Annotated in this window: 13 protein-coding genes and 1 tRNA gene; 10 read left to right on the forward strand and 4 right to left on the reverse strand. The window is 68.9% G+C overall.

The features are described from left to right. Positions 1 to 218 precede the first annotated feature (218 nt). Positions 219 to 1,649 (forward strand): hypothetical protein, encoded by a 1,431-nt coding sequence (locus ACH4DZ_RS13965; protein ID WP_398287300.1) that lies wholly within the window; start codon positions 219 to 221, stop codon positions 1,647 to 1,649. A gap of 45 nt (positions 1,650 to 1,694) precedes the next feature. Here ACH4DZ_RS13965 and ACH4DZ_RS13970 read toward each other — a convergent pair whose 3' ends face one another. After that, positions 1,695 to 3,347, reverse strand: coding sequence for a serine/threonine-protein kinase (locus ACH4DZ_RS13970; protein ID WP_398287301.1), 1,653 nt, complete (start codon positions 3,345 to 3,347; stop codon positions 1,695 to 1,697). A 134-nt stretch (positions 3,348 to 3,481) separates the two neighbouring features. Next, a complete protein-coding gene (locus ACH4DZ_RS13975) occupies positions 3,482 to 4,033 on the reverse strand; it encodes a helix-turn-helix domain-containing protein (protein WP_398287302.1) in 552 nt (183 codons plus the stop codon). Positions 4,034 to 4,216: 183 nt separating this feature from the next. On the opposite strand from ACH4DZ_RS13975, the gene ACH4DZ_RS13980 reads away from it, so the two are divergent. Beyond that, a tRNA-Ala gene (locus ACH4DZ_RS13980) sits at positions 4,217 to 4,289 on the forward strand. Between the two features lie 819 nt (positions 4,290 to 5,108). Here the strand turns inward: ACH4DZ_RS13980 and ACH4DZ_RS13985 are convergent. Continuing rightward, a complete protein-coding gene (locus ACH4DZ_RS13985; RefSeq protein WP_398287303.1) occupies positions 5,109 to 5,822 on the reverse strand; it encodes a DUF5324 family protein in 714 nt (237 codons plus the stop codon). Between the two features lie 338 nt (positions 5,823 to 6,160). Between ACH4DZ_RS13985 and ACH4DZ_RS13990 the strand changes: the two genes are divergently transcribed. After that, positions 6,161 to 6,688, forward strand: coding sequence for a peptidylprolyl isomerase (locus ACH4DZ_RS13990; RefSeq protein WP_398287304.1), 528 nt, complete (start codon positions 6,161 to 6,163; stop codon positions 6,686 to 6,688). Positions 6,689 to 6,838: 150 nt separating this feature from the next. Further along, positions 6,839 to 7,735, forward strand: a complete 897-nt coding sequence (locus tag ACH4DZ_RS13995) for a rhomboid family intramembrane serine protease (protein WP_398287305.1) — start codon at positions 6,839 to 6,841, stop codon at positions 7,733 to 7,735. Positions 7,736 to 8,037: 302 nt separating this feature from the next. Here the strand turns inward: ACH4DZ_RS13995 and crgA are convergent, their stop codons facing one another. Further along, positions 8,038 to 8,292: a cell division protein CrgA gene (gene crgA / locus ACH4DZ_RS14000; RefSeq protein ID WP_398287306.1), complete on the reverse strand. Its 255-nt coding sequence runs from the start codon at positions 8,290 to 8,292 to the stop codon at positions 8,038 to 8,040. 139 nt (positions 8,293 to 8,431) lie between these two features. Between crgA and ACH4DZ_RS14005 the strand changes: the two genes are divergently transcribed. The 6 genes from ACH4DZ_RS14005 to ACH4DZ_RS14030 all read left to right on the forward strand — a co-directional run bounded on the left by ACH4DZ_RS14005 (position 8,432) and on the right by ACH4DZ_RS14030 (position 13,322). After that, positions 8,432 to 9,211 (forward strand): DUF881 domain-containing protein, encoded by a 780-nt coding sequence (locus ACH4DZ_RS14005; protein ID WP_398287307.1) that lies wholly within the window; start codon positions 8,432 to 8,434, stop codon positions 9,209 to 9,211. Positions 9,212 to 9,338: 127 nt separating this feature from the next. Beyond that, positions 9,339 to 10,040 (forward strand): class E sortase, encoded by a 702-nt coding sequence (locus ACH4DZ_RS14010; protein WP_398287308.1) that lies wholly within the window; start codon positions 9,339 to 9,341, stop codon positions 10,038 to 10,040. A gap of 52 nt (positions 10,041 to 10,092) precedes the next feature. Next, a complete protein-coding gene (locus tag ACH4DZ_RS14015; protein ID WP_107017874.1) occupies positions 10,093 to 10,254 on the forward strand; it encodes a hypothetical protein in 162 nt (53 codons plus the stop codon). Beyond that, a complete protein-coding gene (locus ACH4DZ_RS14020; RefSeq protein WP_398287309.1) occupies positions 10,251 to 10,889 on the forward strand; it encodes an aminodeoxychorismate/anthranilate synthase component II in 639 nt (212 codons plus the stop codon). The genes ACH4DZ_RS14015 and ACH4DZ_RS14020 overlap by 4 nt, the downstream gene beginning before the upstream one ends. Next, positions 10,886 to 12,445, forward strand: coding sequence for a class E sortase (locus ACH4DZ_RS14025; RefSeq protein ID WP_398287310.1), 1,560 nt, complete (start codon positions 10,886 to 10,888; stop codon positions 12,443 to 12,445). Before ACH4DZ_RS14020 ends, ACH4DZ_RS14025 begins: the two co-directional genes overlap by 4 nt. A 136-nt stretch (positions 12,446 to 12,581) precedes the next feature. Continuing rightward, positions 12,582 to 13,322 carry a class E sortase gene (locus tag ACH4DZ_RS14030; protein ID WP_398287311.1) on the forward strand — a complete coding sequence of 247 codons (741 nt, stop codon included), beginning with the start codon at positions 12,582 to 12,584 and terminating at the stop codon, positions 13,320 to 13,322. Positions 13,323 to 13,329 lie beyond the last annotated feature (7 nt).

Below are 13,329 nucleotides of genomic sequence, written 5' to 3' on the forward strand. Positions count from 1 at the left end.
CGGTAGGCGAGCCGGCAGGGCCCGCCCGGTCGGCAGCAGGATCAGAGGGCCGAACGTCACAGGATGCGCTTGTGTCACCTAAGAGGGCGCGGCGCGGCGGTCCGAGGGGCAGGATGGTCGAGGCTTCGCGGGCGTTCGGGACAGGGCCGGAAAAGCGACGGCGCCGCCCCGCGGGAGCCCGTGGAGCGAGGTCCGGATTACGGCGAGGGGGCGGCGTCATGGGGCGGCGCACGGGATGGTGGCGCGGCCGTACGGTCCTGGCAGGGGCGGCGGCGCTGTTCTCGGTCGCGGCACCGGTGGGCCACGTGACGACGGCGACCGCGGCCGACGCTCCCCCTCCGTACCGCTTCGCCGTCGACGCCGAGCGGATCGAGGGCGCGACGAAGACCGTCGACGCCGAGCCTCTGACACCCGGCACGCACTACCGGAGCACCATCCGCGACAACGGAAAGCAGTACTACGCGCTGCGGCTCGACGAGGTCTCCAGCGCGTCCAGTGCGTCCAGCGCGTCCAGCGCGTACGTGTCGGCCACCGCCGTGCCCAAGCCGGGCACGAAGGTCGTGTACTCGGACGGCATCAAGGTGTCCCTCCAGGACCCCGACGGCCACAGCTGCTTCTCCGGAGACGCCGGCATCGCGCGTTTCGGACCCACCGAGAGCCCGCGCCCGCTCACCGCCTGGGCGTCGCGAAGGGCCGGCCCCGGCGCGTACACCTGCAAGGGAGCCGGTACGTACTCGGTGCTCGTCGAGCGTACGAGCGGGCCCGGTTCCTCGTTGGACGACTGGGAGCTGGAACTCCAGTACGTCTCGGAGCCCGCGCTGGAGAAAGCCGCTTCGACGGCCGCCCCGCAGGTGTGGGACTCCGCCTCCCCCCAGGCTCTCGAAGGTCCCGCCCTGGCCCGTGAGGGCGGTACGGGCTTCAGTGGGGCGCGCTCGCTGGAGCAGGGCGTCTGGAAGGACGGGATCCAGGCCGGGCAGACGCTCTTCTACCGCGTTCCCGTCGACTGGGGACAGCAGATGGACGCCACCGCCGAACTGGGCCCGGCGAGCGGCGACGGGTATCTGGGAAACGTGCTCGTCATGTCGCTCCACAACCCCGTACGCGCCCTGGTGGACGACGCGGACACCGGATACGACGGCTCGCGGAAGCAGACCGCGCTGGAACCGCTGCCTCCGGTCGCGTACGAGAACCGGTTCGCCGCCGACGACCAGGTCGGCGGTATGCGGTTCGCCGGCTGGTACTACCTCGTCGTGCATCTCTCGGCGGAGATGTCGGACAAGTTCGGCGACGGACCGTTCGAGCTGACGCTGCGCGTGCGGGTGGGGGGCACGGCCGGGGAGGCACCGGCCTACAGCGGTGCCGCCGTGCCGCGCGACGTCTTCGAGGTCACCGCGAAGGACAAGGACGCCGCGGCGAGCGGCAGCGCGGCGACCGGTGGAGACGGCGGTGACGGTGGGTCTTCGAGCGAGAACGCCGCGATGAAGGCGGTGGCCGTGGGCGGCATCGGTATGGGCTGCGTCCTGGTGCTGGGGCTCGCGATGTGGGCGGTGGTCGCCCGGCGGCGGGCGGGAGCGGACGCGCCCGATGGCGCCCTGCCCGGTCCCGGCGGCGGAGCTTCACGGACGTACGGCCGGTCCCGGGTCCGGTAGCTCGACAGTTCTGCCGGCCGGTGGGCCGGGGGGACCGGGCCCGGTTCAGAGCCGCGCCAGTGCCCAGAATCCGACCGCGAAGCAGATCAGCGCGAGCAGGAGCACCGGAACCGTCACCGCCATGGGCGGTCCGGGCCTCCGCCGTGACCGTCTGGCGCGGTGCCGCGCGACCGGCTGCGGCTGAGGCGGAACCCGTACGCCCTGAGCGGTGTACGAAGCAGTGGAGGCTGTCTCACGCGGCTGTGACTGCGGCAGCGGCAGCGGCAGCGGCAAGGGCAGGGGTATGGACTGGGGCGGAGGGAGTGCCGGTGGTGGCGCTTGCGGCAGCGGTTGTGGCGCGGGCGCGGGGGCGGGGGCCGTTGGGTACGGGGCCTGGGGGGAGGGCACGTGTGTGGGTTCGTACGACTGCGACGGGGAGTAGGCGGAATCCGGGAGTCCGTGGGGGGCGGGGGGAGCGAGGGACGGCTTTTCTCGCAGCGGGGGCGGCAGGTGGAAGCTGCCGGTGTCCGACGGGGTGGAGGGCTGCGGAGGGACGGGATCGATGGTCGGCTGGGGCGGTATGCCACCGGTCCACCGCCCGGATGCGGAAGAGGCCGGGGAGGGAACAGCCGCCGGGGGACCGTCCGCCGGGGAAGCGGCTCCCGTATCGGCCTCCGGAGAGGCCGCGCCCGACGCCGCACTTGACGCTGCGCCCGACCCCGCACCCCACGTCGTGCCCGTCCGCTGGTCCTGACCTTGTTCCGGCCACGGTCCTGGCCCCTGTGTCTGTTCGGAGGCGGTCGCCCGGGGCGACGTGCCAGCCGTGGTAGCCGAGTTCGAGAAGGGGCCTTCGGGGCCGAAGCCCGTCGGCAGCGGGCCGAGTTGGTCGAATATCTCGATCAGCTCGTCGTCGGGGCCGGGATCCGGGAGGAGTTCCCTGGCCGAGACGAGCGCCTTGCGCGCTCCGTTGGCCGTGCGGAACCTGGCGTGCGGGTCCGGTTCGAGCAGAGACGCCACGACCTGCCACAGCGGCTCGGGAATCCCCTTCGGGGCGCCTGGCGTGCCATGGGCCTCGAAGTGCTCGACCAGCGCCTTGGCATCGGGTTTGGCCCCCTCCAGGAGGAAGAGAGCCACCAGGCCCACGGCGAAGAGGTCGGCGGGGAAGTCCGGGTCGGCGCCGAGCAACTGCTCGGGCGCGAAGTAACCGGGCGTTCCCACCACGTAGTTCGTCTCGGTGAGCCGCGGCTCACCGAGACGCATCGAGATGCCGAAGTCGGACAGCCGCAGCCGCGGACGGCCCGTTCCGGTCGACTCCAGCAGGATGTTGGCGGGTTTGATGTCACGGTGCACGATCCCCTCCGCGTGCACCGCGGCGAGCCCCGCCAGCAACTGGTCGAGCAGGGTGCAGACGAAGGGCGGTGGCAGCGGGCCGTAGTCCCCGATCAGGTGGACCAGCGAACCCCCGCCGACGAGATCCATGGTGAACAGGACCTTGTCGTCGTCGGCCGCCCAGCTGGCGGGAGCGAGCACATGGGGGTGATCGATCCGCACCGCCTGCTCGCGCACGAACCGCAGCAGCGAGTGGGCGTCGCTCTGCTGGAGCACCTTGGCGGCCACGTACCGGCGCCGCCGGTGGTCCCAGGCGCGCCAGACGGCACCGACTCCCCCGCGTCCGATCGGGTCGACCAGTTCGTACCGGCCGGCGAAGACCTCACCCATGGTCGTGCGTCGCTCCCCCTTCGGCGGTCGGTACCGCGGTGGCCTCTTCCGAGGTGCCCGGCTGCCTGGCTTCCGGCTGCCGGAAGCCCTGACGGGGCTCCGGTGGCGGGGTGTTCGGCTGCCGGGCGGTGTACTCAGTTCTGGTGGGACTGGTAGTGGGCGACCGCGTCGGAAGTGCGGCCGGCTCCGTACACCCGGAGGAACTCTGCCAGTTCCGGGTGGGTCGGGGCGAGGGTGTCCGCCGCGTCGATGATGTCCCCGGCCGCGGACACCGAGCGGAGCAGTGACTGGATCTCGCGCACCACGCGCTTCACCGTGGGCGCACCGCCCGAAGTGGCCGTCGACTGCGTGGTGTTGCTGAGCACCGAGCCCCCCTGGGACTTCTTGATCTCATCCATCCGTTCGGTGGCTTCGGCGGCGCTGACACTGCCGTCCGCCACCTGACCTGCGAGATCCTGCAGCAGCTGTACGCGCTGGACCACCGCGGGATTGCCGATCTTGGCGCGCTGGCCGCTCATCAACTGAGACAGCATGGGCGCGGACAGACCGAGCACCCCCGCCAGACGGGCCTGATTGAGGCCCAGGTCATCTATGAGCCTACGGAAGAGCGCCCCCAGCGGCTCCCCGTACCAGTTCCGCTGCAGCTCCCGGGCTCTCGCGGTTGCTTCCTGCTGTGCGGCGTCCATGCGCGTCTCCCCATCGCTTCCCCAAGTACCGTGGTTCGCTGTAGCGAACCACGTCGAGCATCTTACGGAGAGTGGTCGTGCACGGGGACCCCCAATCTTTTTGCGGGATACCCGGGGTGACCCGGTACTCTGGTCTGCGGTGGTGGTCCGGAGGGAGATCTTTCCGGTGCCTGCCTCCCTTTCGGGGCCTTAGCTCAGTTGGTAGAGCGCTGTCTTTGCATGGCAGATGTCAGGGGTTCGACTCCCCTAGGCTCCACAAGAAGAACCCCCTTCGACCGGCTTTACGCAGGTCGGAGGGGGTTTTCTCATGCGGCGAGGCGGGGGACCGGTGAGGTGCCGGCCCTTCCGGGGCCCGTGGGGAACCGGCCGTTCCTCCGTCCGTGCTGCTGCCTGTGCTGCTGGGCGTCTCGCCGGTGAAGAATGTTGATCTCACGCGGTTTCGCGCTGATCCCGCTCCGCGTCGGCCTTCTCAACGGGCCCGGGGCGGGAAGGAATTGACCGACCGTCGTGACATGACGTGGCCTGATCAATCTTCAAGATGCACCTTTCCTGGGGCGCTGAGACTCCATTGGGTCATGTGCGGTGATGTGCGTCACAGGATTTTCGTTGCGATCTTTGCAATTGTTTGCGCAAAGAAGTGCCCAGGGGGAGGGGTGCGTGGCCGCCGTTGCGGGGGTTCGGGTGACGTGGGGGTGGCATGCAGGAGTCGTGAAGGCATGCGTGAGCTGGTGTGAACGAAAGTGCGTAACCAGAACGCTGCGCTCCGTTAGTCGGATTGGCGCGAATGTTGCACAGTCGGTCGGTTGCAAACGTCATCGCGGCTCCCGGACGTAAACAACGACACCGCGAGACTGCCGGGGGCTGCCGACGCGTCAGACGGGCGTAGCGCACCTCGCGGGACGGTGCCTGTTTCACGTGAAACATGGCTGTAGGGCAGCAGACTTGAAGCCTGCTGCCCTACAGCTCTTCACCATGCCCGATCTCGACATGCCCGGTATCGACATGCCCGATCGCGGCATGCCCGGTATCGACATGCCCGGTATCGGCGTCGCGCACGGCAGGCGTGCCCGACGCGTCAGCCGCGCTCGGTGCGGTCCGCTGCCTCCGATTCGGCCTGCTTGGCCTGGACCTCGGGGTCGAGGTCTTCCTGGCCGCTGCCGTCGACCGAGGTCAGTCGCCCGGTCTCCGGGACCTCGGTGGCGGCGGGCGGCTCGACCAGCCAGTCCGGGTTGGCCTGCTTGTCCCACCACTTCCAGGCGGCGAAGGCGCCACCGGCCAGGAGGCCCAGAACGGCCAGCTTCTTGGCGAGACGGCCGTTCCTGGCCCGCCGCTCGTGCTTGCGGACCAGCTTCTCGATCTCCTTGGCCGAGACCTGGCCGCGCAGAGCTGCCAGCGCCGCCGCGCTCCGGGACGCCGCCTCTTCGCGGACGGGCCCTGCCGCGGCCCTGGCCTGCTCGATCCGTGGGCGGGAGTAGTCCGCCGCCTGCTGAGCGGCCTTGCGTGTACGAACGGCGGCCTCGTGCGCGGCGTGGTCGACCTTCGGCGGCACGTGGGTGCGCGCCTGCTCGATACGTGGGGCGAGATGGGCGGCGTACTGAGTGCGTGCCTGTTCGGCGGCTGTGACGGCGGTGGACGACACCTTGGGTGCGAGCTTCACACGGGCTTCATGCGCGTAGTGGGTGGCTCGGTCCTTTGTCGTGTCGGCGTAGGGCGCCACCACTTCCGCGGCGTGCCGCACGCTGTCCTTCGCCGACTCGGCTGCCGCGCGCACGCTGTCCTTGCGGGTCACGGGATCCTCCTCCTCGGTGGCGTACATGGGGGCTCGGGGGCCGTCCCCCGGAAAGTCACAGTTCGCCTTTCCACCCTTATCCGGATCATGCCTGCCGGAGCGCTTCGGGGCATGTGAGGACAGGCATCCGGGTCATGAATGGTGACTCCGGGTGTACTTGGTGCAATAACCGATCAATACGGTGCAACAGGAGTCTGCGACGACAATGCCATGGATCCCCGGTCCGCGCGCCTGTTTGGTGCGAAGCGGCTGAACCGGTGTGTACGGCGGTGACGGAGGACTGGCGGCGCGGTCCGTGCGAGGATCGGAGAGTCACAAAGGACAACGGAAGGCAGATCGTGGCCGAGCAGCTTTACGCCACCCTGAAGACCAATCACGGCGACATCGAAGTGCGGCTCCTGCCGAACCACGCGCCCAAGACGGTCCGGAACTTCGTGGAGCTCGCCAAGGGCGAGCGTGAGTGGACCAACCCGGCCACGGGTGCGAAGACGACGGACAAGCTCTACGACGGCACGGTCTTCCACCGCGTGATCAGCGGCTTCATGATCCAGGGCGGCGACCCGCTGGGCAACGGCACCGGCGGCCCCGGCTACGAGTTCGAGGACGAGTTCCACCCGGACCTCGCCTTCGACAAGCCGTACCTGCTGGCCATGGCGAACGCCGGCCCGGGCACCAACGGCTCGCAGTTCTTCATCACCGTCTCCCCGACGGCGTGGCTGACCCGCAAGCACACCATCTTCGGTGAGGTCACCGAGGGAGCCAGCCAGAAGATCGTGGACGCCATCGTCTCGCTGCCGACCAACCCGCGCACCGACCGCCCGGTCAAGGACGTCGTCATCGAGTCGGTCGTCGTCGAGACCCGCTGACCCGACACCGCGGACTCCCCTGCCGGTGAGCCCCCTCCGGCCCGGTGCCGGAGGGGCTTCCGCAGGGAACCAAACGCCCCGCTCGTCCGTAAGGATGAGCGGGGCGGTGCGTTGCGTACCCAGCGCGTACAGAAGGATGAGGGGAACCCGATGGATCAGGCGCCAGGCAGCCCGCAGGGACCGCAAGGAGCCCCGAGTCTGCCTACCTGCTACCGGCATCCGGACCGGGAGACCGGCATCCGCTGCACCCGGTGCGAGCGCCCGATCTGTCCCGAGTGCATGATCAGCGCTTCGGTCGGCTTCCAGTGCCCCGAGTGCGTACGGGAGGGTTCCGGCACCGGGCACCCGGCCAGTGCTTCCCAGCCGCGCACCCTCGCGGGCGGCACGGTCGCCTCGGACCCCCGGCTCGTCACCAAGATCCTCGTCGGGCTCAATCTCGCCGTCTACCTGGTCCAGCTCTCCGTGGGCGACCGCTTCACCGACAGCTTCGACCTGATCGGCCGGGCGTTCGTGCCGGTCCTCGGAGATGTCGAGGGTGTCGCCGAGGGCCAGTGGTACCGGATGGTCACGGCGATGTTCCTGCACGGGAGCTATATCCACATCGCCTTCAACATGCTCAGCCTGTGGTGGATCGGCGGCCCCCTGGAGGCGGCACTCGGCCGCGTCCGCTATCTCGCCCTGTACGGGGTGTCCGGCCTCGCGGGCAGCGCGCTCACGTATCTGATCGCCGAGCCGAATCAGCCCTCGCTCGGTGCCTCCGGAGCGATCTTCGGTCTCTTCGGTGCGACCGCCATCCTGATGCGCCGGCTCAACTACGACATGCGCCCGGTCATCGCCCTGCTGGTGATCAACCTGATCTTCACCTTCGGGTGGAGCAACATCGCCTGGGAAGCCCACATCGGCGGCCTCGTCGGCGGTGTCCTCATCGGCTACGCGATGGTGCACGCGCCCCGGGAGCGACGTGCGCTGATCCAGTACGGCGCGTGCGCGCTGGTGCTGCTCGCGGTTGTGGTCATGACACTCATCAGGACCGGTCAGCTCACCTGAGCGTCCACGTTGTCCACAGACCGTGGCGGATCTTGTGCATGCTGTTGGGGAACAAGTGTGCCCCCTGTCGCTGACCTGGGTTTCCCCAGGCAGGACAGGGGGCGAACATGCTTCCGGATCCCAGTAGGTCAGTCACACCGGCGTCAACATGACGGCAGTCCCGAGCGGGTTATCCACAGATCTTCTGACCTTTTCCCCACTGTGGAAATCGCTGTGGATAACTCAGCGGACACCTTGGGCCAGGGCTTGCGGACGGGGGCTCGTACGGAATCCGTACAAGCCCTCGGCACGCCGGGCGGGAGCTACTTCCACTGCGTGGAGACGCCGAATCCCGCCGCGATGAAGCCGAAGCCGACCACGATGTTCCAGTTGCCCAGGGAGTCGATCGGCAGCGAGCCGTCCGTCACGTAGAACACGACGATCCAGGCCAGTCCGATGAGGAACATGGCCAGCATGACCGGGGCGACCCAGGCACGGCTGTTCAGCTTGATGTTGGTCGTCTGCTTCGCCGGGGGCGGCGTGTAGTCGGCCTTCTTGCGGATACGTGACTTCGGCACGAGGGTCTCTCCTGTCGATGCGCTGCGTGACCGCGCAGGGAACGTGGGCTGCCGGGGCAGCGTACAAGGGGACTCTTAGTGCTCCCCCGGGCGTCCGTTAGCGTAGTGCTTCCGCGGCGCCGAAGGAGATAAGGGTACGTTGAGCAATTCCGCCGACTCTCCCCAGTCGGGTTCCAGCCCTGGCCGTATCCGGCGATTTCGGCCGGTTCGGTTGCTGACCATGGCCGTCTTCGCGCTGGCCGGGCTGATCTTCTTCACCAGCTTCGACACGGCCAACGGCACCAACATCCGTACGGACGCCTCGCTGCTGAAGCTCTCCGATCTCATCCAGGAGCGCAGCCACAAGAACGGGCAGCTCGACGAGAGCAACGGTTCGCTGCGCGACGACGTCGAGACCCTCGCCGAGCGGGACAACGGCAGTACCGCGGCGGAGGCGGCCAAGCTCGCCGCCCTGGAGAAGCACGCGGGCACCCAGAAACTCAAGGGCAAGGCCCTCACCGTCACTCTCAACGACGCGCCCCCGAACGCGACGGCCAAACTCCCCGGCTACCCCGAGCCGCAGCCCGACTACCTGGTCATCCACCAGCAGGACCTGCAGGCCGTGGTCAACGCGCTGTGGCAGGGCGGAGCCGAGGGCATCAAGGTCATGGACCAGCGTCTGATCTCCACCAGCGCCGTCCGCTGCGTCGGCAACACCCTGATCCTCCAGGGCCGCGTCTACTCGCCCCCGTACAAGATCCAGGCGGTCGGAGACCCGGAGAAGCTCCAGGAAGCCCTCTCGGCGTCCCCGGCGATCCAGAACTACATGGTGTACGTCAACGTCTACGGGCTCGGCTGGAAGGTCGAGGAGGACGGGACGCGCACCATGCCCGGCTACTCGGGCACGGTGGATCTCCACTACGCGAAGCCGGTGGAGTAGCGGGGCAGCGGGGCGCCGGGGCGGCGGACCCGATTCCCAAGAGTTCCCAAGAGCCTGTGCGGCGAGGGCCGTCGGGGTAGAAGGCTGTGGAGTACGGGAACAGCTGCCACTGGGGGACCTTGTGTCGGTGCGAGCGGTCGTCAGGACGTTCAGCGAGCTGTGCATCACGGTCGGCACCGTGATCGTGCTCTTCGTGGTCTACGTGTTGTTCTGGACGGGCGTGAAGGCCGACACCGCGATGGACGACCAGATCGAGCAGCTGCAGGAACAGTGGGCCAGGAACTCCGCGACGGCCGAGCCCGGAAAAGCGTCCACCACGGAGAGCCCGGGTACGGCTCCGGCGAAGCCCGCCGCGTACAAGGACGGCAGGCCCTTCGCCGTCATGTACATCCCGAGGCTTGGTTTCACGTGGAACAAGCCCGTGCTCGAAGGCACGAGGACGAAGACCCTCAAGAAGGGTCTGGGCCACTACGCGAGCACCGCGCAGCTCGGTCAGCGGGGCAACTTCGCCGTCGCCGGCCATCGCCGGACGTACGGGGACCCGTTCAAGGACTTCCCCCGGCTGCGCCCGGGGGACCCGGTGGTGCTGACCGACGGCACGTCCTGGTTCACGTACCGCGTCGACACCAAGCCCTACCGGACGCTGCCGAGTGACACAGCAGTCATCGACCCCGTCCCGAAGAAGTCCGGGTACACGCGAGAGGGCCGTTATCTGACGCTGACCACGTGCGACCCCGAATGGGGCCACAGTCACCGGTTGATCGTCTGGGCACACCTTGACGAAACCCAGCCCGTGGAGGCTGGGAAACCGGAGGCTCTACGCCGTTAGTCTGGGTGGGTACGGCGTGAGTCTGGTGCCGTGGTGCGACGGAAGGGACGGCATGTACGGCTTTATCTGGCGGCTTCTGCCGGGGAACACGTGGATCAAGGCACTGCTCTCGATCGTGCTGGCCCTCGCGGTGGTCTACGTGCTCTTCCAGTACGTCTTCCCGTGGGCCGAACCGCTGCTCCCCTTCAACGATGTGACGGTGGACAACCAGTGACCGCGCGGATCCTCGTCGTCGACAACTACGACAGCTTCGTCTACAACCTGGTCCAGTACCTCTACCAGCTCGGCGCCGAGTGCGAGGTGCTGCGCAACGACGAGGTGGCGATGGCACACGCGCAGGACGGGTTCGACGGCGTGCTGCTGTCGCCCGGACCGGGCACACCCGAGGAGGCGGGGGTCTGCGTCGACATGGTGCGGCACTGCGCCGCGACCGGGGTCCCCGTCTTCGGGGTCTGCCTCGGGATGCAGTCGATGCAGGTGGCGTACGGCGGGGTGGTGGACCGCGCGCCCGAGCTGCTGCACGGCAAGACCTCGCTCGTGGAGCACGCGGGCCGGGGTGTGTTCGCCGGACTGCCGTCGCCCTTCACCGCCACGCGCTACCACTCGCTGGCCGCCGAGCCCGGGACCGTGCCGGCCGACCTTGAGGTCACGGCCCGTACCCACGACGGGATCATCATGGGTCTCAGACATCGCGAACTCCCGGTCGAGGGAGTGCAGTTCCACCCCGAGTCCGTGCTGACCGAACACGGTCACCGCATGCTGGCCAACTGGCTGGCCGAGTGCGGCGACCAGGGAGCCGTGGCCAGGTCGGTGGGGCTCGCCCCGGTGGTGGGCAGGGTCTCGGCGTGACCGCGCTGCGCCCCGAGCGCGACAGTGCAGCCCCGTACGGCGAGGACGCCGGGTACGGGGGCGCTGCGGCGTTCGAGGCGCCGGGCGCAGGCGGCGCGATGCGGGCCGCCGTGGACGGGCTGGCGGACCCGCTCAGTGATCCCCTGCCGGGCCGACGGCAGCCGGCGGCGTCGGAGCAGGGGTGGTACGACCCGCAGACGTACGCACCTGACTGGAGCGTCGGGCAGAACGCCCAGAGCAACGTCCAGAACAACCAGAACGCCTCGGCGTACGCGGAGGCGGCGGGCCGTGGGCAGGCGGAGCCCGCGCACGGCTACTCGGCACCGACCGCACCGGCAGCGTCGCAACAGCCGTACGCCGCACCCCAGGCCCATACGCAGCAGCCATACGCGCAACCGCAGCCGCAACCCCAGCATTCGCAGCGTCCGCAGTCCCAGCAACCCCAGCAACCCCAGCAGCCCTACGCCCAGGCGGGGCCCGTCCAGGCGGGCCCGCAGTCGGCGTACACCGGGCCCCCGCAGTCGTACGGGCAGGCGCAGACGGCGTACCCCGGGTATCAAGAGGTGCGTCCGCCGTACAGCGAGGCGTACGCACCGTCGTACGAGGCTTCTCCGGCCGCCGACGAGACGGTCGCGTTGCGTGTCGCCGACATCGAGTCCGCAGCGGGGCGTCAGACGTCCGCAACGCCCTCTGCGGGCCCCGTGACGGCTCCCGGGCCCTCGGGTGCCCCGGGAGGCCGTGCGGCCCGGCGCAAGGCCTCCAGACGCCATGGACGGCACGGCGGTACCGACACCGGCGGGGTGCACGAGGAGCAGTCGGGGACCGACGGGACCGACGCGCCCGTCTCGCGCGCGGCGGCCAGGCGAGCGGCGAAGGCGCGCAAGCCCGGGGCGGCCGTGATGGCGAGCCGCGCGATCGGCGAGGTGTTCATCACCACCGGTGTACTGATGCTGCTGTTCGTGACCTACCAGCTGTACTGGACGAACATACGGGCCCACGCGCAGGCCGACAGTGAGGCGAGCAGCCTCCAGGACGACTGGGCGAGCGGCAAGGGCGCTCCGGGCACGTTCGAGCCGGGGCAGGGCTTCGCTCTTCTGCACATCCCGAAGCTCGACGTCGTCGTACCGATCGCCGAGGGCATCGACAAGAAGCGGGTCCTGGACCGGGGCATGGTGGGCCACTACGCCGAGGAAGGCCTGAAGACCGCGATGCCGGACGCCAAGAAGGGCAACTTCGGCCTCGCGGGTCACCGGAACACCCACGGCGAACCGTTCCGCTACATCAACCGTCTCAAGCCGGGTGACCCGATCGTCGTCGAGACGCAGGACAAGTACTTCGTCTACAAGATGGCCTCGATCCTGCCGGCGACGTCGCCGAGCAACACGTCCGTCCTGGACGCGGTTCCCAAGGGGTCGACCTTCAAGTCGGCGGGCCGCTACATCACTCTCACCACCTGCACGCCGGAATTCACCAGTAAGTACCGGATGATCGTCTGGGGCACGATGGTCGAGGAACGCTCGCGCGACAAGGGCAAACCGGACGAACTCGTCGGCTGACCGCGCGGGCAGGACCCCGCACAGCTTCCTGAACACTTTTCGCACAGCTTCCTGAACACGTTCCTGAACACCTTCCTGAGCACCTCCTGAACGCCTTTCTGAACAGCTTTCTGAGACACCAGACGGGGAAAACGCAGTGGCAGCGACGACCGACCACGAAGAGCACACGGACGCGCCGGCGTCCCCGCCCGCGCCGCGGCGGCGTGGCGGCGGCCCGATCGCGACGGCCGTCAGCGTCCTGGGCGAACTCCTGATCACGGCAGGCCTGGTCCTCGGCCTGTTCGTCGCCTACTCGCTGTGGTGGACGAACGTGATCGCGGACCGCGAGGCCGACAAGCAGGGCGACAAGGTGCGCGACCACTGGGCCCAGGACCGCGGCCCGGTCGGCCTGGACACCAAGGACGGCATCGGCTTCCTGCACGTCCCGGCGATGAAGAACGGCGAGGTGCTGGTCAAGAAGGGCACCTCCACGAAACTGCTCAACAACGGCATCGCCGGCTACTACACGAACCCCGTCAAGTCCGCGCTCCCGCAGGACAAGAAGGGCAACTTCTCGCTGGCCGCCCACCGCGACGGCCACGGCGCGAAGTTCCACAACATCGACAAGCTCAAGAAGGGCGACGCGATCGTCTTCGAGACCAAGGACGACTGGTACGTCTACAAGGTCTACGCGACGCTCCCGGAGACGTCGAAGTACAACGTCAACGTCCTGGGGCCCGTTCCCAAGGAGTCGGGCAGGGCGAAGGCGGGCCGGTACATCACGCTGACGACCTGCACGCCGGTCTACACGTCCCGCTACCGGTACGTGGTCTGGGGCGAGCTGGACCGCGTGGAGAAGGTGGACGACAAACGGACGCCCCCGGCGGAGCTGCGCTGACGGGTCC

Source organism: Streptomyces sp. NPDC017991, assembly GCF_044328075.1.
Lineage (GTDB): Bacteria > Actinomycetota > Actinomycetes > Streptomycetales > Streptomycetaceae > Streptomyces.